The 25,672-nt window shown below is 73.8% G+C and carries 19 protein-coding genes and 1 pseudogene; 12 read left to right on the forward strand and 8 right to left on the reverse strand.

The window, feature by feature from the left end; genetic code table 11:
• Positions 1-271: 271 nt before the first annotated feature.
• Positions 272-760 (reverse strand): hotdog fold thioesterase, encoded by a 489-nt coding sequence (locus ABZ340_RS09480; protein ID WP_358781168.1) that lies wholly within the window; start codon positions 758-760, stop codon positions 272-274.
• Positions 761-822: 62 nt separating this feature from the next.
• Positions 823-3,102 carry an FdhF/YdeP family oxidoreductase gene (locus ABZ340_RS09485; RefSeq protein WP_358781169.1) on the reverse strand — a complete coding sequence of 760 codons (2,280 nt, stop codon included), beginning with the start codon at positions 3,100-3,102 and terminating at the stop codon, positions 823-825.
• Between the two features lie 164 nt (positions 3,103-3,266).
• On the opposite strand from ABZ340_RS09485, the gene polA reads away from it, so the two are divergent.
• Positions 3,267-5,990: a DNA polymerase I gene (polA, locus tag ABZ340_RS09490; protein WP_358781170.1), complete on the forward strand. Its 2,724-nt coding sequence runs from the start codon at positions 3,267-3,269 to the stop codon at positions 5,988-5,990.
• Between the two features lie 459 nt (positions 5,991-6,449).
• Positions 6,450-6,887 carry a hypothetical protein gene (locus tag ABZ340_RS09495; RefSeq protein WP_358781171.1) on the forward strand — a complete coding sequence of 146 codons (438 nt, stop codon included), beginning with the start codon at positions 6,450-6,452 and terminating at the stop codon, positions 6,885-6,887.
• Here the strand turns inward: ABZ340_RS09495 and ABZ340_RS09500 are convergent.
• Entirely contained in the window at positions 6,784-7,662 is an 879-nt protein-coding gene (locus tag ABZ340_RS09500) for a DUF4184 family protein (RefSeq protein ID WP_358781172.1), read from the reverse strand. The two genes, ABZ340_RS09495 and ABZ340_RS09500, sit on opposite strands and share 104 nt — an antisense overlap.
• A gap of 261 nt (positions 7,663-7,923) precedes the next feature.
• Here ABZ340_RS09500 and ABZ340_RS09505 point away from each other — a divergent pair, with 261 nt between their 5' ends.
• Positions 7,924-9,735, forward strand: coding sequence for a lytic transglycosylase domain-containing protein (locus ABZ340_RS09505; RefSeq protein ID WP_358781173.1), 1,812 nt, complete (start codon positions 7,924-7,926; stop codon positions 9,733-9,735).
• A 131-nt stretch (positions 9,736-9,866) separates the two neighbouring features.
• Here the strand turns inward: ABZ340_RS09505 and ABZ340_RS09510 are convergent, their stop codons facing one another.
• Complete coding sequence (locus ABZ340_RS09510; RefSeq protein WP_358781174.1) at positions 9,867-12,539, reverse strand: ATP-dependent helicase C-terminal domain-containing protein; 2,673 nt, start codon at positions 12,537-12,539, stop codon at positions 9,867-9,869.
• A 332-nt stretch (positions 12,540-12,871) separates the two neighbouring features.
• On the reverse strand, positions 12,872-13,702 hold the full coding sequence (locus ABZ340_RS09515) for a class I SAM-dependent methyltransferase (protein ID WP_358781294.1): 831 nt from the start codon (positions 13,700-13,702) through the stop codon (positions 12,872-12,874).
• A gap of 362 nt (positions 13,703-14,064) precedes the next feature.
• Between ABZ340_RS09515 and rpsA the strand changes: the two genes are divergently transcribed.
• The 5 genes from rpsA to ABZ340_RS09540 all read left to right on the forward strand — a co-directional run bounded on the left by rpsA (position 14,065) and on the right by ABZ340_RS09540 (position 19,797).
• On the forward strand, positions 14,065-15,555 hold the full coding sequence (gene rpsA / locus ABZ340_RS09520) for a 30S ribosomal protein S1 (protein ID WP_164396170.1): 1,491 nt from the start codon (positions 14,065-14,067) through the stop codon (positions 15,553-15,555).
• Between the two features lie 249 nt (positions 15,556-15,804).
• Positions 15,805-17,448, forward strand: coding sequence for an FAD-dependent oxidoreductase (locus tag ABZ340_RS09525; protein ID WP_358781175.1), 1,644 nt, complete (start codon positions 15,805-15,807; stop codon positions 17,446-17,448).
• Positions 17,449-17,656: 208 nt separating this feature from the next.
• Positions 17,657-18,595 (forward strand): PAC2 family protein, encoded by a 939-nt coding sequence (locus ABZ340_RS09530; protein WP_358781176.1) that lies wholly within the window; start codon positions 17,657-17,659, stop codon positions 18,593-18,595.
• Between the two features lie 133 nt (positions 18,596-18,728).
• Entirely contained in the window at positions 18,729-19,367 is a 639-nt protein-coding gene (gene coaE / locus ABZ340_RS09535) for a dephospho-CoA kinase (protein WP_358781177.1), read from the forward strand.
• 49 nt (positions 19,368-19,416) lie between these two features.
• Positions 19,417-19,797 carry a tetratricopeptide repeat protein gene (locus ABZ340_RS09540; RefSeq protein ID WP_358781178.1) on the forward strand — a complete coding sequence of 127 codons (381 nt, stop codon included), beginning with the start codon at positions 19,417-19,419 and terminating at the stop codon, positions 19,795-19,797.
• 92 nt (positions 19,798-19,889) lie between these two features.
• On the opposite strand, the gene ABZ340_RS09545 is transcribed toward ABZ340_RS09540, so the two are convergent.
• A complete protein-coding gene (locus ABZ340_RS09545) occupies positions 19,890-20,153 on the reverse strand; it encodes a DUF6343 family protein (RefSeq protein ID WP_358781179.1) in 264 nt (87 codons plus the stop codon).
• Between the two features lie 202 nt (positions 20,154-20,355).
• On the opposite strand from ABZ340_RS09545, the gene ABZ340_RS09550 reads away from it, so the two are divergent.
• The gene (locus tag ABZ340_RS09550; protein WP_358781180.1) at positions 20,356-21,306 is read left to right on the forward strand and encodes an acyltransferase domain-containing protein; all 951 of its coding nucleotides are present in this window, start codon (positions 20,356-20,358) and stop codon (positions 21,304-21,306) included.
• Between the two features lie 110 nt (positions 21,307-21,416).
• Here the strand turns inward: ABZ340_RS09550 and ABZ340_RS09555 are convergent, their stop codons facing one another.
• Complete coding sequence (locus tag ABZ340_RS09555) at positions 21,417-21,878, reverse strand: RNA-binding S4 domain-containing protein (protein ID WP_358781295.1); 462 nt, start codon at positions 21,876-21,878, stop codon at positions 21,417-21,419.
• Positions 21,879-22,181: 303 nt separating this feature from the next.
• Between ABZ340_RS09555 and ABZ340_RS09560 the strand changes: the two genes are divergently transcribed.
• Entirely contained in the window at positions 22,182-22,913 is a 732-nt protein-coding gene (locus ABZ340_RS09560) for a uracil-DNA glycosylase (RefSeq protein WP_358781181.1), read from the forward strand.
• A 37-nt stretch (positions 22,914-22,950) separates the two neighbouring features.
• Positions 22,951-23,910, forward strand: a pseudogene (gene pip / locus ABZ340_RS09565) (prolyl aminopeptidase); the annotation flags it as partial.
• A 109-nt stretch (positions 23,911-24,019) separates the two neighbouring features.
• On the opposite strand, the gene ABZ340_RS09570 reads toward pip, so the two are convergent.
• Positions 24,020-24,433, reverse strand: coding sequence for a RidA family protein (locus tag ABZ340_RS09570; protein ID WP_358781182.1), 414 nt, complete (start codon positions 24,431-24,433; stop codon positions 24,020-24,022).
• Positions 24,434-24,624: 191 nt separating this feature from the next.
• On the opposite strand from ABZ340_RS09570, the gene ABZ340_RS09575 reads away from it, so the two are divergent.
• Positions 24,625-25,440, forward strand: coding sequence for a nucleotidyltransferase domain-containing protein (locus tag ABZ340_RS09575; RefSeq protein ID WP_358781183.1), 816 nt, complete (start codon positions 24,625-24,627; stop codon positions 25,438-25,440).
• Positions 25,441-25,672 lie beyond the last annotated feature (232 nt).

The following is a 25,672-nucleotide window of genomic DNA, read 5'->3' on the forward strand; positions in this document are numbered from 1 at the left end:
GGCGGGGGGTCGGGGGGGGCGGGGGGGGGGGTGGGGGCGGACGGGGGGGCGCGCGGGGGCCGCCCGTCACCGCGAAGCCGGAGCCGTCGGCCAGTCCCGCATGCCGCCGCTCCCGCCCAGGGGGGGCTGCTCCTGCCACGGAGGCCGCTCCCGCCCAGGAGGCCGCGCCCGGTCAGGGGTAGCTCCCCGTCCCGTGCCCTGATGCCACGGCGCCGGACGGCAGGGGGTGGTGGCCCTGCCGTCCGGCGCCGTGGAGTGTGCCGGGAGGTGTTCAGCCCGTGGTGCCCGCGCGGGCGGCGTCTCCGGGGCCGGCGTCCCGCAGCAGGCAGGTCAGCCGGGCGCTGCACACGCGGCGCCCTTCCTCGTCGCTGATCACGATGTCGTACGTCGCCGTCGTGCGGCCCCGGTGGACGGGTGTGGCCACGCCGGTGACCAGGCCGGAGCGGACCCCGCGGTGGTGGGTGCAGTTGAGGTCGACCCCGACGGCGATCTTGGTGCTGCCGCCGTGCAGCATGGAGCCGACCGAGCCGAGCGTCTCGGCCAGTACCGCGGAGGCCCCGCCGTGCAGCAGCCCGTAGGGCTGGGTGTTGCCCTCCACCGGCATGGTGCCCACGACCCGCTCGGCGGACGCCTCGAGGATCTGGACGCCCATGCGCGTGCCCAGGTGCCCGGCGGAGAACAGGGCGGGCAGGTCGACACCGAGCGCGGCGTACTCGTCGATGACCTCCTGCGGGAACTTCACGTGCTGCTGCTCGCCCATGGGCCCGGCTCCGTTCGTCGTTCGTCCAGATCGCTACGGCTGCGCGTCGGCTGAGCAAACGCTCAGTCGGTCGCCGATTGTTCCAGACGGACGACGACGGACTTGCTGGCCGGGGTGTTGCTGGTGTCCGCGGTGGCGTCCAGCGGCACCAGGACGTTGGTCTCCGGGTAGTACGCGGCGGCGCAGCCCCGGGCGGTCGGGTAGTGGACGACGCGGAAGCCGGGCGCCCGCCGCTCCGTCCCGTCCTTCCACTCGCTGACCAGGTCGACGTAGGAGCCGTCCCGGACGCCCAGCTTCCGGGCGTCCTCGGGGTTGACCAGGACGACCCGGCGGCCGTTCCTGATGCCGCGGTAGCGGTCGTCCAGGCCGTAGATCGTGGTGTTGTACTGGTCGTGGGAGCGCAGTGTCTGCAGCAGCAGCCGCCCCTCGGGCAGGTCGGGGTACTCCACCGGCGCGGCGGTGAAGTTGGCCTTGCCGGTGGCGGTGGGGAAGCGGCGCTCGTCGCGCGGGGCGTGCGGGAGCGCGAAGCCGCCGGGGCGGGCCACGCGCGCGTTGAAGTCCTCGAATCCGGGGATCACGCGTGCGATGCGGTCGCGGATCGTCGCGTAGTCCTTCTCGAACTCCTCCCACGGCACCGTGCTGTCCGCGCCGAGCACCCGGCGGGCCAGGCGGCACACGATGGCCGGTTCGGACAGCAGGTGCCCGCTCGCCGGGTCGAGCCGGCCGCGGGAGGCGTGCACCATGCCCATGGAGTCCTCCACGGTCACGAACTGCTCGCCGCTCGCCTGGAGGTCGCGTTCGGTGCGGCCGAGGGTGGGCAGGATGAGCGCACGCGCGCCCGTGACGGCGTGCGAGCGGTTCAGCTTCGTCGACACGTGCACGGTCAGCCGGGCGCGCCGCATGGCCGCCTCGGTGACCTCGGTGTCGGGGGAGGCCGCGACGAAGTTGCCGCCCATGGCGAAGAACACCTTCGCCTCGCCGTCGCGCAGCGCGCGGATGGCCCGGACGACGTCGTAGCCGTGCTCGCGCGGCGGGGCGAAGCCGAACTCCCTCTCCAGGGCGTCCAGAAAGTCGGCCGAGGGCCGCTCGAAGATGCCCATCGTGCGGTCGCCCTGCACGTTGGAGTGGCCGCGCACCGGGCACACGCCCGCGCCCGGGCGGCCGATGTTGCCGCGCAGCAGGAGGAAGTTGACGACCTCGCGGATGGTGGGGACGGAGTGCTTGTGCTGGGTGAGGCCCATCGCCCAGCACACGATGGTCCGCTGCGAGGCGAGCACCATGCGGAAGGCTTCTTCGATCTGCGCGCGGGTGAGGCCGGTCGCCGTGAGCGTCTCGTCCCAGTCGGCGGCGCGGGCCGCCCGGGCGAACTCCTCGTAGCCGTGGGTGTGCTCGCGGACGAAGGTCTCGTCGACCGCGCCGTCGGTCTCGACGATCAGCTTGTTGAGGAGGCGGAAGAGGGCCTGGTCGCCGCCGAGGCGGATCTGCAGGAACAGGTCGGTGAGCGCGGCGCCGGTGGCCAGCCCCTTGGGGGTCTGCGGGTTCTTGAAGCGCTCCAGGCCCGCCTCCGGCAGCGGGTTGACGCTGATGATCCGCGCGCCGTTCGCCTTGGCCTTCTCCAGGGCGGAGAGCATGCGCGGGTGGTTGGTGCCCGGGTTCTGCCCGGCGACGATGATCAGGTCGGCTCGGTACAGGTCCTCCAGCAGGACGCTGCCCTTGCCGACGCCGATCGTCTCCGACAGGGCCGAGCCGGACGACTCGTGGCACATGTTCGAGCAGTCCGGCAGGTTGTTGGTGCCGAGCTCGCGCGCGAAGAGCTGGTAGAGGAAGGCGGCCTCGTTGCTGGTGCGCCCGGAGGTGTAGAAGACGGCCTCGTCGGGGGAGGAGAGGGCGGCGATCTCCTCGGCGACGATGTCGAAGGCACGCTCCCAGGTGACCGGCTCGTAGTGGTCGGCGCCCTCGGGCAGGTACATGGGGTGGGTGAGGCGGCCCTGCTGGCCGAGCCAGTAGCCGCTGCGGCCGGCGAGGTCGGTGACGGAGTGCGCGGCGAAGAACTCGGGGGTGACGCGGCGCAGGGTGGCCTCCTCGGCCACCGCCTTGGCGCCGTTCTCGCAGAACTCCGCCGTGTGCCGGTGTTCCGGTTCCGGCCAGGCGCAGCCGGGGCAGTCGAAGCCGTCCTTCTGGTTGACGCTCAGCAGGGTCAGCGCGGTGCGCTTGACGCCCATCTGCCGCTGGGCGACGCGGAGGGTGTGGCCGATGGCCGGCAGCCCCGCCGCGGCGTGCTTCGGCTCGGCGACCTGCGGCGCGTCCTGGACCGGATCACTCGTGGGCGGCTTCGTGGCCATCGCGCGCTCTCCTTCACGTCCGCGTGTGAGGTACGTCTCCGATCCTCGCACGCGCCGGTGACAGTGCCGAGGGCCGGGCGTGCGGGAGGCGGGAAACGGGGCACGGTCCGGTGCGTCGCGGCGGGCGGCGCCGGCTGTCGGTGCGGCGTGGCAGGATCGGGGGCGTGGCAGAGACAGCATCGAAGAAGACCGACACCACCTCCGGCGGCCGTCCGCGGCTGATGCTCATGGACGGGCACTCGCTGGCCTACCGCGCGTTCTTCGCGCTGCCCGCGGAGAACTTCACGACCGCGGCCGGCCAGCCGACCAACGCGATCTACGGCTTCGCGTCGATGCTGGCCAACACGTTGCGCGACGAGGCGCCCACGCACTTCGCGGTCGCGTTCGACGTGTCCCGCAAGACCTGGCGGTCGGCGGAGTTCGCCGAGTACAAGGCGAACCGCTCCAAGACCCCGGACGAGTTCAAGGGCCAGGTCGAGCTGATCGGCGAGCTGCTCGACGCGATGCACGTCTCCCGCTTCGCGGTGGAGGGGTACGAGGCCGACGACATCATCGCCACGCTCGCCACGCAGGCCGAGGCCGAGGGCTTCGAGGTGCTGATCGTCACCGGTGACCGGGACTCCTTCCAGCTGGTCAGCGAGCACACCACGGTGCTGTATCCGACCAAGGGCGTCTCGGAGCTGACCCGGTTCACCCCGGAGAAGGTCGTCGAGAAGTACGGGCTGACGCCCGCCCAGTACCCGGACTTCGCGGCGCTGCGCGGCGATCCGTCCGACAACCTGCCGGGCATCCCGGGCGTCGGGGAGAAGACGGCCGCGAAGTGGATCAACCAGTTCGGGTCGTTCGCGGAACTGGTCGAGCGCGTCGACGAGGTCAAGGGCAAGGCCGGGCAGAATCTGCGCGACCACCTGGAGTCGGTCAAGCTCAACCGCCGCCTCACCGAGCTGGAGCGGCGGGTGGAGCTGGGCAAGCCGGTCACGGAGCTGGCGCGGGCCCCCTACGACCGCAAGGCCGTGGCGATGATCCTGGACACCCTGGAGATCCGCAACCCGTCGCTGCGGGAGCGGCTCTTCGCCGTCGACCCGGGCGCCGAGGAAGCGGAGTCCACGCCGGTCGTGACGGACGGCGTGGAGCTGGACGGCACGGTCCTCGGCACCGGGGAGCTGGCCGGCTGGCTCGCCGAGCACGCCACGCAGGCGCTCGGCGTCGCCACCGTCGACACCTGGGCGCTGGGCGCCGGCTCGGTCGCCGAGGTCGCGCTGGCCGCGCCCGGCGGGGCCGCCGCCTGGTTCGACCCCTCCCAGCTGGACGAGGGCGACGAGACGGCGTTCGCCGGCTGGCTGGCCGACGCCGGCCGGCCCAAGGTCTTCCACGACGCCAAGCGGGCGATGCGGGTCTTCGCCGAGCACGGCTGGAGCGTCGACGGCGTGCGGATGGACACCGCGCTGGCGGCCTACCTGGTCAAGCCGGGCCGCCGCTCCTTCGACCTGGACGCGCTGTCCCTGGAGTACCTGCACCGGGAGCTGGCCCCCGCCGCCGCGGCCGACGGCCAGCTGGCGTTCGGCGCCGACGAGGGTGCCCAGGCCGAGGCGCTGATGATCCAGGCCCGCGCCGTCCTCGACCTGGGCGAGGCGTTCGAGAGCCGCCTGGAGGAGGTCGGCGCCGCGGACCTGCTGCGGGACATGGAGCTGCCGACGTCCGCGCTGCTGGCCCGGATGGAGCGGCACGGCATCGCGGCCGACCGGACCCACCTGCAGGCCATGGAGCAGATGTTCGCGGGCGCCGTGCAGCAGGCGGTGAAGGAGGCGCACGCCGCGGCCGGGCACGAGTTCAACCTGGGCTCGCCCAAGCAACTCCAGGAAGTCCTCTTCGGCGAGCTGAACCTGCCCAAGACGAAGAAGACGAAGACCGGCTACACCACCGACGCCGACGCCCTGGCCTGGCTGGCGACGCAGACCGAGAACGAACTGCCGGTGATCATGCTCCGCCACCGTGAGCAGGCGAAGCTGCGCGTCACCGTCGAGGGCCTGATCAAGACGATCGCCGCCGACGGCCGCATCCACACCACGTTCAACCAGACGGTCGCCGCGACCGGCCGGCTGTCGTCCACGGACCCGAACCTGCAGAACATCCCCGTCCGCACCGACGAGGGCCGGGCCATCCGCCGCGGCTTCGTGGTCGGCGAGGGCTTCGAGTCCCTGATGACGGCGGACTACAGCCAGATCGAGCTGCGCGTGATGGCCCACCTGTCCGAGGACGCGGGCCTGATCGAGGCGTTCACCTCCGGCGAGGACCTGCACACCACCGCCGCCGCGCAGGTGTTCTCCGTCGACCCGTCGGCGGTGGACGCGGAGATGCGCCGCAAGATCAAGGCGATGTCGTACGGCCTGGCCTACGGCCTGTCCGCGTTCGGCCTCTCCCAGCAGCTGAACATCGAGGCGGCCGAGGCCCGCGGCCTGATGGACGCCTACTTCGAGCGCTTCGGCGGCGTACGGGACTATCTGCGCCGGGTCGTGGACGAGGCCAGGGCGACGGGCTACACCGAGACCCTCTTCGGCCGCCGCCGCTACCTGCCCGACCTGAACAGCGACAACCGCCAGCGCCGCGAGATGGCCGAGCGGATGGCGCTGAACGCCCCGATCCAGGGCACGGCGGCGGACATCGTCAAGATCGCCATGCTGCACGTGGACCGGGCGCTGCGCGAGGCCGGCCTGAAGTCCCGCATGCTTCTGCAGGTCCACGACGAAATCGTCCTGGAGATCGCCCCCGGCGAGCGGGAGACGGCGGAGGAGATCGTCCGCCGCGAGATGGCGGCCGCGGTCGACCTCCGCGTACCGCTGGGCGTGTCGGTGGGCGTGGGCCCGGACTGGGAGTCGGCGGCGCACTGACCGCCGGCGACGGCCTCGCGCGGGGCAGCATCCGAAGGCGGCTGCCCTGGGACTCCCGGGACCTCCGGGCCTTCCGGGCTTCCCGGGCCCCCGGGCCCCCGGCCCCCCGGGCCCCCGGGCCTCCCGGGCTTCCCGGGACCCTCCGAGGGCGACTGCCCCGGGGGCCCCGGGCCCGGGACCCTCTCGGGAAATCCCCGAGGAAAGCCGCCCCCTCGCGAAGGAAGCCGCCCTCTGGGAAAGCTCCTCAGGAAAGCTGTCCCTCTGAGGAAGCCGCCCCGGAGGAAGCCGCCCCGGAGGAAGCTGCCCCGGAGGAAGCCGCCCCGGAGGAAGCCGCCCCGGGGAAGCCCCCACCCGGGGGAAAAGCCGCTGCCCGGGGGAAAGCCCCCGCCCCCGCGGCGCCGTCACTCGGCCGGCCCCCGCGGGAAAGCCCCCGTCCCCGACGCCCGCGAGGATGCGGGCATGGGTATACGCACGCTCCACCATCGGACCGCACCACCGCGGGCCGGCGCCGAGGGGCCCGCCTGCGTCTCACTCCCGCCGGTCCCGGTCTTCGCGCCGGACGCAAGCACCGCCCGCATCCCCGAGACCCTCGCGACGGCCCTGCGCCGGGCCGCGGCCGGCCTGCGCCGCGGACTCGCCCACCGGGCCCCGGCCGCCGCGGGCACCGGCGAGACACCCGCCTGGCGCCTGTGGACAGAGCTGGCCCGCGGCTACCTGGCGCTCGCCCTCACCCTGCTGCCGCAGCCCCGCCCCACCCCCGCCTTCACCGTGTTCGTCGCCACGGCCGACCCGGTCAGCGCACGGGCGAACGGTCCGGCTCCGTACCGGCGCCGCCCCGCACGCCCAGGCTCAGACCCGGGCCTGGGCCCGGGCCCCGGACCGGACGTCGCACCCTGACCACCACGGCGTACAGCAGCAGCCCGGGGACGAGCCCCGCGCCCGCCCCGAAGCACACCGTCGGGATCAGCTCCCACGGCTTGGCGACCGCCCCCCAGTAGTCCCACCACCGCGTCGCCCGGTGCACCGCCGCGGCCACCGCGCAGCCGCCGATCACCACGGCGGCTCCCCACCGGTCCCGCGCCGACAGCACCGCCACCCCCAGCGGCTCGGCCCGGGGTGTCCGCCGCAGCGCCCGCGCCAGGAACACGGCGATCACGACCGCCGCCACCGCGGAACCGCCGTACTGCACATACCAGTACAGGGGCGAGCCCGCGACCTCCCGGGCCAGGACCGGGAACACCCGCGTCCCCCACCGGTCGTGGTGCGTGAACGCGTCCCACACGATGTGCGTCAGAGCGCCGAGCACCGCCGACACGTACCACCACGCGACCAGCGAGGGCCGCACGCGCGCGCGTGCCGTCCCGCACCGCAGCAGCGCGGCCACCGGCCCCTGCCAGGCCCGCGGCAACAGCGCCACCAGCGGTTCCCGCACCAGCAGCCACAGCCCCACCAGAGCCCAGGCGATGAGCACATCGACCGTGAACACGCCCGGGACGGAGTGCGTGACATCACCGAACTCCATCGCCCCGGGCACCACACTCGCCGCGTAATAGGTCAGGTCGGGCGAGAAGGACCCCGTCACGAGCACGGCGGGCACCAGCGCTCCCCGCCCGGTTCCGTCGGTGCGCACGGCGGGCAGGACCGCTGCCGCATGACTGAGGGTGAACGGCAACGGGGCTCCTCGCGTCGGTCGTCGGCCGGGCGGCGCGCCCCACGTGGCCAACCGGTGAAAATCGGGCACCAACGGGTGCCTCTGCACAGCAAGTTGTCGTAGGGTCGCCTGCGTCACCGTACCGGTCGAACACGCGAACAAGACGCACCCGGCACCCGGGACCGCTCCGGGGGCAACCCCGGGCGCGCGCCGATGGTCACAACAGGGCGAGCACAGCGGACACAGACGGGCGCCCGGGCGTCCACGGGAGGGGTTCACTCTATGGCGGCGCATTTCGGCAGCAGGCTGCGCAAGGGAGCGGCGACCACCGCCGTGGCCGCGGCCGCGGTCGCGGCCCTGTCCGCGTCCCAGGCTCCGGGTGTGACGGTCGACGACCACGGCAGACAGACCGCCGCCGACGCGACGCCCTCACCGGAGACGGACGCCGCCGACGACAGCGCCACCGGCAACTCGCCGTACTACACGGACCTGCCGCCGCTCAACACCCCGCGCCCGAGCCCGTCGACGGTCATCGGCACCCCCGTCTCCCAGGGACCGGCCGAGGCGGGCATCCCCGCCACCGTCCTTGACGCCTACAAGAAGGCCGCGGCGTCGCTGCGCGCGTCCAAGCCGGGCTGCAACCTGCCCTGGCAGCTCCTCGCCGCCATCGGCAAGGTGGAGTCGGGCCAGGCCCGCGGCGGACGCGTCGACGCCGAGGGCACCACCCTCGGCCGCATCCTCGGACCGCAGCTCGACGGCAACGGCTTCGCGCTCATCAAGGACACCGACAACGGCGCGTACGACGGCAACAGCAGCTACGACCAGGCCGTCGGCCCCATGCAGTTCATCCCGTCCACCTGGGCATGGGCCGGACGCGACGGCAACGGTGACGGGGTGAAGGACCCCAACAACATCTACGACGCGGCACTCGCCGCCGGCCACTACCTGTGCCGCAACGGCTGGGACCTGTCCACGCAGGCCGACCTCGACCGCGCCATCCTCAGCTACAACAACTCGCGGGACTACCTCAACACGGTCCTCAGGTGGATGGAGTACTACCGCAAGGGCACCCACGAGATCCCCGACGGCACCGGCACCCTGCCCGTCGGCCGCAGCGACGGCGGCACCGGCCGGACCACCCGGCCCGAGCCGTCGCCCCAGGACACCCGCACGCCGACGGCGCCCGAGGAGACCCGGAAGCCGACGGCACCGGGCACGTCCACGCCGGGCCCCGGCAAACCGGCCGAACCCGCCCCCGGGTCCCCGGGCACCACCCCGCCCCCCACGGACTCGCCGGCCCCGGTCCCCACGCCCACCGACACGGTGCACCACCTGGAGGACGCCGGCACCGAGCGGCTCACCGCCACGGCCGGCGACGTGTTCGCCGAGCGGATCCGCACCCGGGCCGAGACCGCGGCCGGCGAGGCCGTCGGCAAGGTGCGCGTCCGGTACCGGATCATCGGCGACACCGACGCCGCCTTCGCCGGCGGCGAGCGCGTCGCCACGGTCGTCACCGGCAGCTCCGGCGTGGCCGTCGCCCCCGCCCTGCGGGCGGGCGAGAAGACCGGCTCCTTCACCGTCCGCGCCACCGTCGTCGGCCGCACCGTCCCCGGCCTCGACTACGAGGCCGCCGTCACCGAGCGCGTCGCCGACGCCCTCACCCGCACCGGCGACACCGCCCTCGTCTGTGCCCCGGGCGGCACGTTCGCCGACCAGGTCCAGGTGAAGGCCACGTACAAGGGCGCCGCCGCCGACGGGGTCGCCGTCACCGCGACGCTGATCGAGTCGGCGCAGAACCCGGCCGCCGCCGACCGGGGCCCCTACTTCAAGGACGCCGACGGCAAGGCCGTCCGCACCCTCACCGGCCTGCGGACCGACGCCCGGGGCCTGCTGACGCTGCCCCGGCTGTACGCGGACGACGCCGCCGGCACGTTCACGCTGCGCCTCACCACCGCGGGCGGCGCGACGCTCGACGTGACGCTGACGGTCCGGGCGCAGGAGACGTCCTCGCCCGGCTCATCGGCGAGCCCCGACGCGTCATCGAGCCCCGACGCGTCATCGAACCCCGGCCCGTCGGCGAGTCCCACCGCGTAGGACCCCGCGTACGGGGGCCCCGCGTGTGGGTCCCCCGCGTGTGGGTCCCCCGTACGGCACGGGAGTGTGGGTCCCCCGCGTGTGGGTCCCCCGTACGGCACGGGAGTGTGGGTCCCCGTACGGCACGGAGGTCACCGCCGGAGCCGGGCGTTGGTGTACCGGGTCGGCTCGGCGGTGGCCGGGTCCTCGGGCCACGGGTGCTTCGGGTACCGGCCGCGCAGCTCCGCCCGGACCCCCCGGTAGCCGTCCCGCCAGAAGGAGGCCAGGTCGGCGGTGACCGCGGCCGGGCGGCCGGCGGGGGAGAGGAGATGCACGAGCAGCGGCACCCCGGCGATCTCCGGGGTCCGCTGGAGCCCGAACATCTCCTGCAGCTTCACCGCGAGCACCGGCCGCCCGGGGTCGGCGTAGTCGATCCGGACCCTGGACCCGCTCGGCACGGTGATCCGCTCCGGCGCCAGCTCGTCCAGCCGCGCGGCCTCGCCGGTCGCCCAGGGCAGCAGCCGGGCCAGCGCCCGGCCGGCGTCGATCCGCTCCAGATCCGCCCGGCGCCGGGCCCGCCCCAGCTCCGGCTCCAGCCACTCGTCCACGCGCGCGTGCAGCGCGTCGTCGGAGACGTCCGGCCAGGGCTCCCCCAGGTGCAGCCGCAGGAAGGCGAGCCGCTGCCGCAGCACCCGCGCCTCCTCGGACCAGCGCAGCAGCCCGAACCCTTCCCGCCGCAGCCCCTCCAGCAGGGCGTCCCGTACGCGACCGGGGCCGGCGTCGGCCGGCGGTCGCACCGCCAGCTCGACGGCCCCGAGCCGCTCCACCCGCCGGGCCACGACGTCACCGTCGGCCCAGCGCACCTCTTCCTCCTCGGCGTACAGGGGCGCGGCGGCCAGCCGGGCGGTCTCCTCGTCCACCTCGGCGGCCAGCCGCACGCGCGCGTGCCCCCGGCCCGGCGGCCGGTCGGCCACGGCGACCGCGAGCCAGGGCGCCCCCCGCAGCGCCGACCCCTCCCCGAGCTCCACCCGGGTGCCCGAGGCCATGAGGTACGAGCTGCCGTCCTTCCGCGCCACCCGCTCGGGGAAGGCCAGCGCGGTCACGATCCCGGCGAGCCGCCCCTCACCCGGCGCGGCCGGCTCACTCGGGGAGCCCCCTCCCTCCACCGCGAGGGCCGCCCGGATGTCACCGGCCCCCTCCGCCGCAGTGGTGCCTCGGGACCCGCCGGTCGCCTCCGCCGCAGTGGTGCCTCGGGACCCGCCGGTCGCCTCCGTCGCAGTAGTGCCCCGGGAGCCACCCGTCGTCTCCTCCGCGGCGGGCACCTCCGCCGCGACGGCCCGCAACCGCCGCACCTCCGCACGCCACCGCGCCCCGTAGGCGTCACCCGCGTGCCGTGCCGCCCGGAGCGCGGCGGCGAGATCGTCCCCGTACTCCCGCGGCGCCTCCTCGCCGAGCAGCGCCACCACCTCGGCCGCCCCGTGGGAGGCTCCCGCGTCCAGCAGTGCCCGCCCCAGCCGGGGATGCACCCCCAGCCGCGCCAGCCGCGTCCCGCGCCCGGTGGCGCGCCCCGCGGAGTCGACCGCCCCGACGGCCGTCAGCACCGACCGCGCCGCCGCCATCGCCCCGGCCGGCGGCGGGTCCAGCAGCGCCAGCCCGGAGGCGTCCGGATCGCCCCAGCACGCCGCCTGCAGCGCGAACGCCGTCAGGTCGGCCACCTGGATCTCGGGGGAGGGGAAACGCGGCAGACGGGCGTCCTCGGCCTCGGACCAGCAGCGGTACACCACCCCCGGCGCCTCACGCCCGGCCCGCCCCGCCCGCTGCCGTCCCGAGGCCCGCGACGCCCGCACGGTCGTCAGAGCGCTCAGCCCGCGCGCGTGATCCACCCGCGGCTCCCGCGCCAGCCCCGAGTCGACGACCACCCGCACCCCGGGAACCGTCAGCGACGACTCGGCCACCGAGGTCGCCAGCACCACCCGGCGCCGTTCCCCCGGCGCCAGCACCGCGTCCTGCACGGCCGCCGGAGCCCGCCCGTGCACCTGGAGCACCTCGACGTCCCCGAAGCCCGCGAGATCACCGAGCTGCCCGGCGACCCGCGCGATCTCCCCCACGCCCGGCAGGAAACACAGCACGTCCCCCGCGCGCTCGGCCAGCGCCCGCCGCACCACCGACGCCACGTGCGCCAGCAGCACGGGGTCCACCCGCATCCCGTGCGGCGGCCGCACCGGCCGCACCGGCGGCGCCCACACCACGTCCACCGGATACGAGGCCCCCCGCGCCTCCACCACCGGCGCCCCGCCCAGCAGCCGCGCCCAGCCCTCCGCGTCGGTCGTCGCCGACGCCGCCACCAGCCGCAGCTCCGGCCGCAGCGCCTGCCGTACGTCCCACAGGAAGGCCGCCGCCGTGTCCGCGTCCAGATGCCGCTCGTGGCACTCGTCGAGCACCACCACGTCCACCCCGGCCAGCTCCTGGTCGCGCTGGAGCCGCTGCAGCAGCACACCGGTCGTGACGACCTCCACGCGCGTGTGCCGCCCCACGGCCCGCTCCCCGCGCACGGTGTACCCCACCGTCCCGCCGGCCTTCTCGCCCAGCAGCCACGCCATCCGCCGGGCCGCCGCCCGCGCCGCGATCCGCCGCGGCTCGGCCACGACCACGCGCCGCGCGGGCCCCTCGCCCAGCAGCCCCGCCAGCGCGAGCGGCACCAGCGTCGTCTTGCCGGTGCCGGGCGGCGCGACGAGGACCGCGGTGCCGTGCCCGTCCAGGGCGTCGTGCAGGGCGGGCAGGGCCTCGCGTACGGGCAGGGCGTCCAGGGCGTCGTAACGGATCACGCCCCTAGTGTCGTACGCCGCGCGCAACCACCTTCACGCGCGCGGGCACGCACGGAACCGCCCTCACGCGCGCGGGCACGCGTACGGGGCGCCCGACGTCCACTCCGGCTACGAGGAACCGCCCTCACGCGCGCGGGCACGCGCGTACGGATCCGCCACCGCCGTCGTCCCCGCGTCCGCGGGGGTCACGCGCGCGGGCGCGCGCGTACGCATCAAGACGAGCGGCGCCTCGCCCGGCAGGGCGACCACAGCGCGCGGGCGCGCGCGTACGGATCAAGACGGGACCGGTCCCGTCTCAAGAGGGGGACCGGTCCCGTCGGCTCGGCGGGTGCTCAGTCCCGCTCGCACACGAAGATCGCCGTTCCCGGGATCAGGGCGCCCCGCAGCGGCGACCAGCCGCCCCACTCGGAGGTGTTCCAGGCCGGCCACTCCGGCTCGACCAGGTCCACCAGGCGGAAGCCGGACGTCACGACGTCCCGGACCCGGTCGCCGAGGGTCCTGTGGTGCTCGACGTACACCGCGCGGCCGTCCTCGTCCTGCTCGACGTAGGGCGTGCGGTCGAAGTAGGAGGCGGAGACGGACAGGCCCTCGGGCCCCGGCTCGTCCGGGAAGGCCCAGCGGACGGGGTGGGTCACGGAGAAGACGAGACGCCCGCCCGGGCGCAGCACCCGGTGCACCTCCCGCAGGACCAGCCGCGGATCGGCGACGAAGGGCAGCGCGCCGTACGCCGAGCAGGCCAGGTCGAAGGAACCGTCCGCGAAGGGCAGCGCGGCCGCGTCGGCACACACCAGAGGGAACGTTCCGCCGATGCGCAGCGCGTGCTGGAGCTGCCGGTGCGAGATGTCCAGGGCGACGGGGCGGGCGCCCTGGCCGGCCAGCCAGCGCGAGCACTGGGCGGCGCCGGCGCCGAGCTCCAGGACGTCCCTGCCCTTCAGCTCCTCGGGCGGGCCGAGCAGCTCGGCCTCCACCTCGTCCAGGCCCTCGGGACCCCAGACGAAGCGGTCGTCGCCGAGGAAGGTGCCGTGCTCGACCTGGTACTCGTCCGCGTTGCGGTCCCACCAGCCCCGGTTGGCGCGGGCGCTCTCCGCGACACCGGCGTCGCGGCGGGTGGCCTCCGGTTCGGACGCATGGGGTTCTTGGATGATCGGCTCCTTCGTACTAATCTGCGGCCTCGCTCCCGTCCAGGGGTCCCGGGGGGCCGCGAAGCGGACATCACGCACTCCGGGCAGCCCCGCGAGACACGTTTTCTGCCGGGAATGCGGCGATCCGCCCCGAGTGCGCGGCTTCGCGCATTGACCCTGCCCGGCCGCCCCCGTATGCTACAAGTTGCGCTGCGGGCCTGCGCGCCTCAGACGGAGCAGGCTGCGCTCGCATCTGTTGTATGTCCCCTCGGTTGTCGAGGCGCCGCCGGGTACCCGGTGTCCGGATTGGCGCTTCCTTGGCTGTCCGGCTTCTGCAGAGCGAAACGGGCTCCAGCGTGAGCAGTACCTACGACTTCAATGTCCGTACCGGAGCCCTTTACCACATGACGAGCAGCACCGAGACCACCGCCACCACCCCCCAGGTTGCGGTCAACGACATCGGTAACGAGGAAGCGTTCCTCGCCGCGATCGACGAGACGATCAAGTACTTCAACGACGGCGACATCGTCGACGGCGTCATCGTGAAGGTCGACCGGGACGAGGTCCTGCTCGACATCGGCTACAAGACTGAGGGTGTCATCCCCAGTCGCGAGCTCTCGATCAAGCACGACGTCGACCCGAACGAGGTTGTCGCCGTCGGCGACGAGATCGAGGCCCTGGTTCTCCAGAAGGAGGACAAGGAAGGCCGTCTGATCCTCTCGAAGAAGCGCGCCCAGTACGAGCGTGCCTGGGGCACCATCGAGAAGATCAAGGAAGAGGACGGCATCGTCACCGGTACCGTCATCGAGGTCGTCAAGGGTGGTCTCATCCTCGACATCGGCCTCCGCGGCTTCCTCCCGGCCTCCCTGGTCGAGATGCGCCGTGTCCGCGACCTCCAGCCCTACGTGGGCAAGGAGCTCGAGGCGAAGATCATCGAGCTGGACAAGAACCGCAACAACGTGGTCCTGTCCCGCCGTGCCTGGCTGGAGCAGACCCAGTCCGAGGTCCGCCAGACCTTCCTCACGACCCTCCAGAAGGGTCAGGTCCGTTCCGGCGTCGTCTCCTCGATCGTCAACTTCGGTGCCTTCGTGGACCTGGGTGGCGTCGACGGTCTGGTCCACGTCTCCGAGCTGTCCTGGAAGCACATCGACCACCCGTCCGAGGTCGTCGAGGTCGGCCAGGAGGTCACCGTCGAGGTTCTCGACGTGGACATGGACCGCGAGCGTGTCTCCCTGTCGCTGAAGGCGACGCAGGAAGACCCGTGGCAGCAGTTCGCCCGCACCCACCAGATCGGCCAGGTCGTGCCCGGCAAGGTCACGAAGCTGGTTCCGTTCGGTGCGTTCGTCCGCGTGGACGAGGGCATCGAGGGTCTGGTCCACATCTCCGAGCTGGCCGAGCGCCACGTGGAGATCCCGGAGCAGGTCGTCCAGGTCAACGACGAGATCTTCGTCAAGGTCATCGACATCGACCTCGAGCGCCGCCGCATCAGCCTCTCGCTGAAGCAGGCCAACGAGTCCTTCGGTGCCGACCCGACGGCGGTCGAGTTCGACCCGACCCTGTACGGCATGGCCGCGTCCTACGACGACCAGGGCAACTACATCTACCCCGAGGGCTTCGACCCGGAGACCAACGACTGGCTGCCGGGCTACGAGAAGCAGCGCGAGGAGTGGGAGCGCCAGTACGCCGAGGCGCAGGCCCGCTTCGAGCAGCACCAGGCGCAGGTCATCAAGTCCCGCGAGGCGGACGCCCAGGCCGCTGCCGAGGGTGGCGAGGCCGCCGCTCCGGCCGCGTCCGGCGGTTCGTACTCCTCCGAGGGCGGCGACACCTCCGGTGCGCTGGCGTCGGACGAGGCGCTGGCCGCGCTGCGCGAGAAGCTGGCCGGCGGCCAGAGCTGAGCCCACGCTGAGCAGCTGCTCGTGACCGAGCGATAGCTCTTGGCCCGAAGGCCCGCACCCCTCCCGGGTGCGGGCCTTCGGCATGGACGCGTCCGGGAGGGCCCGCCCGGCGCGCAGAGGCCCTCGGCAGGTGTCCTCGTGCGGCGCACGCGTTCGGAAACAAGTGCGATACGCCGGAGGGCGTCGATCCGTAACGGCCCCCTGGGAGGCTTCCCCGGTCATTTCATGATCGGAAAGGGGAGCCGATACATGGCCCAGACCCAGCAGACCTCCGGGGCGCGGCAGACCTTCGGGACACGGCAGATCTTTGGTACGAGCCGCCGGTCCTTCCTGCGCGATGTCGGGCTGACCGGCGGCGCCGGCGCCCTGTTCGCCACCATGGGGGCCCTCGGTCTCGCCCCCACCGCCCAGGCCGCCCAGCGGGAACGGCCCTTCCGTGCCCCCAGAGCGAGCGACTTCACGCTCACCGGACGGGCCGCCGCCAAGGTGGTCGTCGTGGGCGGCGGCGTCGCCGGGCTGACCGCCGCGTACGAACTCGGCAAGGCCGGCTACGACTGCACGGTCCTGGAAGCCGGGGACCGCACCGGCGGCCGCAACCTCACCGTGCGCGGCGGGGACGGCACGGTCGACCTGTACGGCAACCGGCAGAGGGCCCGCTTCGCCGACGGCCAGTACCTGAACGCCGGGCCCGCCCGCATCCCGCAGTGGATGGTCACCCTCGACTACTGCCGGGAACTGGGCGTCCCCGTCGAGGTGTTCGCCAACACCAACGCCGACGCCTACCTCTTCAACGCGTCGGCCGGGATGACGGAACCCGTGCGGTACCGCACCGCGAAGGCCGATGTGTACGGCTACGTCTCCGAGTTGCTCGCCAAGGCAGCCGACAAGGGCGCCCTGGACCAAGAGCTGACGGCCGACGACCGGGAACGGCTCGTGGAGTTCCTCAAGGACTGGGGGGAACTCGGAGAGAAGCTGACGTACGAGGGCGGCGAGCGCCGCGGGTACTCCGTCGTGCCCGCCGCGGCCGGAACGCCCGGTGTGCTGCTCGGTGACGTCCCCACCGTCTCCGAGGTCCTCGCCAGCGGTGTCGGACGGTACTTCTCCTTCGAGTTCGGCTTCGACCAGGCCATGCCGATGTTCCAGCCGGTCGGTGGCATGGACCGCATACCGCAGGCGCTCACCAGGGCCGTCGGCGACCGGCGGGTGCGGACCGGGGCGGTCGTCTCGGGCATCACCGACACCGGACGGGGCGTCACCGTCACCTACACCCAGGGCGGCCGTACGAAGACGATCGACGCCGACCACTGCGTCGCCGCCCTGCCACCCAACATCCTCGCCAGGATCCCGCACAACCTGGGCCCCGGGGTGCAGCGCGCGCTGGAGGCCATCACGCCCGCCTCCGCGGGCAAGATCGGCCTCGAGTACCGGTCCCGCTGGTGGGAGCTGGACCACCACATCTACGGCGGCATCACCGAGACCGACCAGGACGTCACCCACATCTGGCACCCGTCGCACGGCTTCCACGGCGAGCGGGGCGTCATCGTCGGCTACTACAACTACGGCGCCGACGCGGACGCCTACGCCCGGCTCACCCCCGAGGAGCGCGAACGCCGGGCGGTCGCCGTCGGGGAGAGGATCTACGGGCCCAAGTACCGCACGGAACTGGCCTCCTCCTTCTCCCACCACTGGCGTCAGACGCCCCACCTGGAGGCGGCCTGGCACGACACCCCGGGCGGCCCGGACCACCCGCGCTACAAGCCGCTGACCGAGCCCGCCGGACGCGTCCACTTCGCCGGCGACTGGCTCAGCCACACCAGCGCCTGGCAGCACGGCGCGTTCACCTCCGCCCGCCGGACCGTCACCGCCCTGCACGCGCGCGTGCTGTCGTCGTGACACCCTGCACGCGCGCGTGCCCTCGCCACGGTGCCCTGCACGCGCGCGTGCCCTCGCCGCGGCGCCTTCCGCGCGCGTGCCCTCGCCGCGAGAGGCCGGCCGCGCGGGTGAAGAGGGGGTAAAGAAGGGCCTGATCAGGGGCGTGGACGGGGAATGCCCGCGCCCCGCGGCACGTTGTGCCGTACGAACACGAGGAGGAGCGGTCACTGTGCTTGATCCGCAGGGTTTGTACGCATGGGAGCCGAAGGGCCTGGCCGTGGTCGACATGGCGCTCGCCCAGGAGTCGGCCGGCCTTGTCATGCTCTACCACTTCGACGGATACATCGACGCGGGTGAGACCGGCGACCAGATCGTCGACCGGCTGCTCGACTCGCTGCCCCACCAGGTCGTGGCCCGTTTCGACCACGACCGGCTCGTGGACTACCGGGCCCGCCGCCCGCTGCTGACCTTCAAACGCGACCGGTGGACCGGTTACGAGGACCCCGCCCTCGAGGTGCGGATCGTCCAGGACGCCACCGGAGCGCCCTTCCTGTTGCTGTCGGGCCCCGAGCCGGACGTGGAGTGGGAGCGCTTCGCCGCGGCCGTCCGGCAGATCGTGGAGCGGCTCGGCGTCCGCCTGTCCGTGAACTTCCACGGCATCCCCATGGGCGTCCCGCACACCCGTCCCGTGGGCCTCACCCCGCACGGCAACCGCACCGACCTCGTCCCCGGCCACCGCAGCCCCTTCGAGGAGGCGCAGGTTCCCGGCAGCGCCGAGTCGCTGATCGAGTACCGGCTCCTGCAGGCCGGGCACGACGTCCTGGGCGTCGCCGCGCACGTGCCGCACTACATCGCCCGGTCGCCGTACCCGGACGCGGCGCTGACCGTCCTGGAGGCCATCACGGCGGCGACCGGCCTGGTGCTGCCCGGCATCGCGCACTCCCTGCGCACGGACGCCCACCGCACGCAGACGGAGATCGAACGGCAGATCCGCGAGGGCGACGAGGAACTCACCGCGCTCGTCCAGGGCCTGGAGCACCAGTACGACGCCGCTGCGGGCGCCGAGACCCGCGGCAACATGCTCGCCGAGCCCGTCGAGATCCCCTCGGCGGAGGAGATCGGGCGGGAGTTCGAGAAGTTCCTGGCGGAGCGGGAGGGGGACGGCTGATCGGATACGCTGCCGGATGGCCGCGTCCCACCCGTTCCCGCCCCTGCGGGCCGGCCCGGTGGATCTGACCGGCGGCATCGGAGTCGGCAAGTCTCCCCCGCGTCGGCGGGGGTGGTGAGAGTGGAGGCGCGGCATGCTGTCCGTGGGCCTGACCGGCGGGATCGGCGCCGGAAAGAGCGAGGTGTCGCGGCTGCTCGTCGAATGCGGGGCCGTGCTGATCGACGCGGACCGCATCGCGCGCGAGGTCGTCGAGCCCGGTACGCCCGGGCTCGCCGCGGTCGTGGCGGCCTTCGGCGAGGACGTGCTCACCGAGGACGGCGCACTGGACCGGCCCAGGCTGGGCTCCCTCGTCTTCGCCGACCCGGAGAAGCTGGCCGCCCTCAACGCGATCGTGCACCCCCTGGTCGGCGCCCGCTCCCGCGAGCTGGAAGAGGCCGCCGCCGAGGACGCCGTCGTCGTCCACGACGTCCCTCTCCTCACGGAGAACGGCCTGGCCCCGCTGTACGACGTCGTGGTCGTCGTCGAGGCCGCCCCCGCCACCCGGCTCGACCGGCTGGTGCGCCTGCGTGGGATGAGCGAGGAGGACGCACGCGCGCGTATGGCCGCCCAGGCGACGAGCGAGCAGCGCCGGGAGATCGCGGACATCGTCATCGACAACGACGTACCGCTGGAGGAGCTGCGGCGCCGGGTGAAGGAGGTGTGGGCCGAGCTGGCCCACAGGGCGCACACGTCCGGCCGGACGGCCCGGCAGCCCCGGTCGCCCCAGGAATAGCGGCACGCGCGCGGGCGTTGAACGCTCCCAGCGAGGGAAGGACTGTGCCGTGCCCGAGACCAGTGGTTCCACCGGACGTACTCCGGAGACGCACGTCATCGACTTCCGTGCCGCCGAGCAGCTTCTCGCGGCGCGGGACCCGCGGGGCGCGGTGAAACTGCTCGACAAGGTCGTCGCCGCCCACCCCGAGAACACCGCGGCGCGGCTGCTGCGCGCGCGTGCCTTCTTCCTGGCGGCACAACTGCGGCCCGCGGAGCTGGAGTTCACCGTGGTCCTGGAGCGCGAGCCGGACAACGCGTTCGCGCACTTCGCGCTCGCCCGGACCTACGAGCGCCAGGGGCGCCCCGACCAGGCCAGGCGTCATTTCCGTCTGGCGGCCGCCCTGGACCCCAACCCCGAGTACCTGCAGCGGGCGGACTTCGACGTCTGAGACGCCCGGGCGGCCGGGCGGCTGGGCGGCCGGTCCCGCTCGCCGGACGCCGCCCGCCCTGCAGGGGTGCCCGCCCTGTGGGGGCGTTCTCCCTACGGGGGGTCGTCCGGCGGCCGGTACGGCGGGACGTCGTGGCCCGGCTGGTAGTGCGGGCCCTGGCGGATGTGCCTGAGGACGAGCGTCAGGTCGATCATGACGACCAGCCACAGCGCTGCGCAGGCCGCCGCCCAGCCGGGGTGTCCGATGAGGACGAACGCGACCGTTCCGAAGACCGTCCAGACCACGCCCCACGCGCACAGCCACAAGCGCGCCCGCAGCGCACTGCGCGCGGTCACCGGTTCACTGCCCGTACGCATCTTCACTGCCCGTACGCATCTTCACTGCCCGTACGTGTCTTCACTGCCCGTACGTGTCTTCACTGCCCGTACGTGTCTTCACTGCCTGTACGTATCGGAATCACCGCTCCTGCTGGAAACGTACTCTTCCCGTGGGACGTTCTCCAGGAGGGCTCGGAAGCCGCCGAGCGCTCGCGGGGACGTCGAGGAGGGGAGGCGGTCCGTGCTGCCGGACGCCGACGAGTTGCCCGAGATCCTGCTCGACCTGGCGGTGCCGCACGAGGACATCGACGTCCTGGTCGGACTGCGCCGGGTGCTGACGGGGGACGGCGGGGCGATGCGGCTCCTGGGGGAGTGCGTCGAGGAACTGGTGCGGGACATCGGAGGGACGGGCGGGAAGGAGACGGGCGGGAAGACGGACGGGCAGGTGCGCCTCGGCGAGCGCGTCGCCGAGGCGCCCCGGGCACTGGGTGACTACTTCGCCGTGTACGTGTTCGTCGCCGCACTGCCGTACACGCGCGCGTACCACCGGGAGCGCGGCATTCCGTCCGACGTCACCCGGCGGACCCTCGCCGACCTGGGGCGGAACATGGCGGTCCACCGCAGATGGCACGGTGAGGGAGGGTTGCGGGAGACGGTGTGGCTGGCCCGCCACTTCCGGGGAGAGCTGTTCCAGCTGGGACGGCTGCAGTACGAGCGGACGCGGGTGGGGCGGCGCACGGCGCCGGTGCTCGCGGCGGCCGGGCTGGACGCGGCGCCGGGCACGCCCTGCCTCGACCTGCACATCCCCGGCTTCCGCGGCCCTCTCTCGCCGGCCGCCTGCGACCACTCCCTGGAGATGGCCCGGGAGTTCTTCGCACGGCACTTCCCCGAGGAGCCGTACCGCGCGGCGATGTGCCACTCCTGGCTGCTCGATCCGCAGCTGAGGAAGTACCTGGACCCCGAATCCAACATCGTCCGCTTCCAGCAGCGCTTCCGGGTGGCCCACGAGGACACCGAGCCGGACGACACCGTGCCCGTCCGGTTCGTCTTCGGGAACCCCGGCCTGCCGGTGGAGGGCCTGCCGCGGCGGACCTCGGTGGAGCGTGCCGTCGGGGACCACCTGCGGGCGGGCGGCCACTGGTACATCGGGCACGGATGGTTTCCCTTCCCGGCCTCCCGGCTGCCCGGGTGAGGCGGGGGCCGGGGGACCGGGGGGCGGGGGACCGGGGGCCGGGGGAGGAGGAGGCGACACGGGCCGGGTGCGCGCGTCGCCGGTGGACCGGCCGCGTGGGCCTGCGGACGTCAGCGTCCTTCGGGGCGGCCGCCCAGCCCGCGCAGACGTTCCAGCTCCCGGCGCTCCCGCTTGGTCGGGCGGCCCGCGCCGCGGTCGCGGATGCCCGCCGGAGCGATGGCCTCACGCGGCGGTGGCGGCGGGGAGTTGTCGATGTAGCACTGGGCGGCCACCGGGGCGCCGACCCGCTTGCGGATCAGCCGCTTGACGACCACGATCCGCTCCCGGCCCTCGTGCCGCAGGCGCACCTCGTCGCCGACGCGCACGGAGTACGCGGGCTTCACCCGCTCGCCGTTGACGCGGACGTGCCCGCCCCGGCAGGCGGTCGCGCCGATCGACCGGGTCTTGACCAGGCGTACGGCCCAGATCCAGCTGTCGATGCGGACGGTCTCGCCGTTCTGCGGCCCGGCCGCCTCGGCGGCGGCGATCGCGGCGGCGGTCTTCGGGTCGACGGCGGGCGCTGCGGCACCGATATCGGTGCCGGTGCCGGTGCTGGTGCCGGTGCTGGTACCGGTGGATGCACCGGGTTCCCCGCCGTGCCCGTTCCCGTCGTGTCCGTCCTCGGCCTCGCTCCGGCCCCCGGTCCCGGTCCCGGCTCCGGTCCTGCCGCCGGTCCGCGTCCCGGAGGAGGCCCCTGGGTCGGCCGTCCCGCCGTATGTGTCCTCGTCGCGCTCGGAAGCCATGCCCCCGACCTTAGCTCCCCGGCCCGGCTGCCGGGTTCGCCGATCACCGGACGGCGTGACCCGCCGGGCGAGCGGGCGTCCTACGGTGGACGCATGGACACCAGCGCCCTCGCCGTACTCGATGAACGGATCGCCGGGTGCCGGGCCTGCTCGCGGCTGGTCGCCTGGCGGGAGGAGGTGGCGCGCACGAAACGGGCCGCCTTCGCCGACTGGACGTACTGGGGCCGGCCGGTCCCGGGTTTCGGCCCGCCGGACGCCCGCCTGCTGATCGTCGGGCTCGCCCCGGCCGCGCACGGCGGGAACCGCACCGGCCGGATGTTCACCGGCGACCGCTCCGGTGACGTGCTGTACGAGGCGCTGTACGACGTGGGTCTCGCCTCGCAGCCCACCTCCGTCACCGCCGACGACGGCCTGGAACTGTACGGCGTGCGCGTCACCTCGCCGGTGCACTGCGCCCCGCCCGCCAACAAGCCCACCCCCGGGGAACGGGACACCTGCCGGCCGTGGCTCGTGCAGGAGCTGAGGCTGCTGCGGCCGACCCTGCGCGCCGTGGTCGTGCTCGGCGGCTTCGGCTGGCAGGCCGCGCTGCCCGCGTTCGCCGAGGCCGGCTGGAGCGTGCCCAGGCCGAGGCCGGCCTTCGCGCACGGCACCCGGGTCCCCCTCGACGGGATCGACCTCTTCGGGTGCTTCCACGTCAGCCAGCGCAACACGTTCACCGGCAGGCTCACGCCCGCGATGCTGCGGGAGGTACTGCGCACGGCGGCCGATGCGGCGGGGCTGCCGCCGCAGCCGTCCCCCGGGTCCGGCCGATGGGGCCCGAAATGAGGTGACCGTGCCGCCGCAGAGGTCCTACGGTGCTCCGATGGGCCTCTATCCGGAGATAGAACCGTACGACCACGGCATGCTCGACGTCGGTGACGGCAACCGCGTCCACTGGGAGGTCTGCGGCAACCCGCGCGGCAAGCCCGCAGTGGTCCTGCACGGCGGCCCGGGGTCCGGCTGCACGCCGCCGCTGCGGCGGTTCTTCGACCCGGACGCGTACCGGATCGTGCTGCTCGACCAGCGAGGCTGCGGGCGTTCGACACCGCACGCGAGCGCGTACGGCACCGACATGAGCGTCAACACCACGGCCCACCTCATCGCCGACCTGGAGCTGCTGCGCCGGCACCTGGGCGTCGAACGGTGGCTGGTCTGGGGCGCGTCGTGGGGATCGGTGCTCGCGCTGCGGTACGCGCAGACGCACCCCGGCGCCGTGACCGAGCTGGTGCTCACGGCGGTCGCGACCGGTTCCGACCCCGAGGTCACCCTGCTGACCAGAGGGCTCGGCAGGTTCTTCCCGGACGCCTTCGAACGCTTCCTGTCCGTGCTGCCGGAGGACGAGCGGGACGGCAACCTCGCCGCCGCGTACAACCGGCTGCTGGAATCCCCCGACCCGCGGGTGCGGGAGCGGGCGGCACGTGCCTGGACCGACTGGGAGACGGCGATCGCCTCGGCCCCGCCGCGCTCGGTGGAGCGCTACGAGGACCCGGTCTTCCGCATGGGCTTCGCGCGGACCGTGACCCACTACTGGGGCAACGGCCACTTCCTGGGCGAGGGCAACGACGAGGGCGTCGTCCTGCGCGACGCCCATCTGATCGGGCACATTCCCGGCACCCTGGTCCAGGGCGGCCTCGACCCGGGCAACCTGCTCGGCACCGTATGGCGGCTGCACCACGCCTGGCCGGCGAGCGAGCTGCTGGTCGTGGACGAGGCCGGGCACGGCGCGGGCGCGCCCGAGGTGGCCGATCTGCTGGTGGCGGCGACGGACAAGTACGCCAAGGGGCGAGAAGTACGCCGAGGCCGCGGAAGTGGTGCGTCCGGTCTTGGCGGGGGTGTGTCCGGTCCTGGCGGAGGTGCGTCCGCGCCGCCGCAGGATGCCGGAACCGGGCGCCTCACGGGTGGGCGCCCTCCGGCACGACGGCCGTGGCCGTGATCTCCACCAGCTGCCCCGGATATCCGAGGCAGGCCACTCCGATCAGTGTCGACGAGTGCGGACCGGCGCTCAGGCCGGACGCCCTCACCACTTCCCAGACGGCGGTCAGGTCCGCGGGATCGCCGCTCACGACGTATACGTCCGTGGTCACGACGTGTGGGAGATCGCTGCCGACGGCGCGCAGTTGCGCACCGAGATTCGCGATCACCTGCTCGGCCTGCCGGACGGGGTCGCCCTCGCCGACCAGCTTGCCGTCGGCGTCGAGCGGTACCGCTCCGGCCAGGAAGGCGAGTTTCGTCCCGGCCTCGACGACGGAGGCGTGGGCATAGGCCGGCGGCGGGAAGAGACCGGCGACGGTGACGCGCTGGACCATGGGCGCTCCTCGGACGGGTGGCGGACGGCTTCCCGATCGTCCTTCGTTCCGCTCGCGTCCGCATCCGCTTTTTCCTCGGCCGCTTTCGGCTCCGGAGGCTTTCACCGCCCGCGTCATCCCTCGCAGCGCGACCGGAGATCCGCATACGCTGCCCGTCGACGCCACACCTCCTGCCGGAAGGAGCCTCAGCAGTGTCCTCCCCCAAGGACGTCACGGATCCCACCGATCCCACGGACCAGACCTTCCTCGACACCACCGCCGACCGTCTCGCCGCCCTCCCCGCCGTCCGGGCCGTGACGCTCGGCGGCTCCCGCGCCCAGGGCAGCCACCGCCCCGACAGCGACTGGGACCTGGCGATCTACTACCGAGGCACCTTCGACCCCGCCGACCTCCGCGCCGTCGGCTGGGAGGGCGAGGTCTCCGAGATCGGCGGCTGGGGCGGCGGCGTCTTCAACGGGGGCGCCTGGCTGACGATCGACGGGCGGCGGGCCGACGTCCACTACCGGGACCTCGACGTCGTCGAGCACACGCTGGCGGAGGCGGAGGCCGGGCGCTTCGGCATCGAGCCGCTGATGTTCCACCTGGCCGGCATCCCGACCTACCTGGTCGTCGCGGAACTCGCGGTCAACAGGGTGCTGCGGGGCACCCTGCCCCGCCCCGCCTACCCGGAGCCGCTCCGCCGGACCGCTCCCGAACGCTGGTACGGCATGGCCGCCGCCACCCTCGCCTACGCCAAGGCCGGACATGCCCCCAGGGGCGCCCTCACCCAGGTCGCCGGCGCGATCGCGCTCGCCGCCACCCAGACGGCACACGCGGTGCTGGCGGCACGCGGCGAGTGGGTCACCAACGAGAAGGGGCTGGTGGAGCGGGCCGGGCTGGGCGCGGCCGACGCGCTCCTGGGCGGTCTGCGGCCGGACCCGGAGGCGTTGCGCCGGGCGGTCGCCGACGCCGAGACGCTGTTCGGGCAGGCCGTGGAGAAGGCCCGGACGCCGGCCGGCGCTTTCTAGGAGTCCGGGCCTTCTCCACGGTCCGTCGTCCCCGGTGTCCGTCCCGGTCCGCTGCCCCCGGTGTCCGTCCCGGTCCGCTGCCCCCGGTGTCCGTCCCGGTCCGCTGTCCCCGGTCGCCGTCCCGGCCCGCCGGGCGCCCGGCGCTCCCCTCTCAGCCCTCACCCTCGCTCCTCACGCCTCGCCCTCCGCCCTGTCTCCCCCTCCCGTCTCCGGCCGCCCCGAGGCCTCTCCC

The organism is Streptomyces sp. NPDC006134 (assembly GCF_040628835.1).
GTDB lineage: Bacteria > Actinomycetota > Actinomycetes > Streptomycetales > Streptomycetaceae > Streptomyces.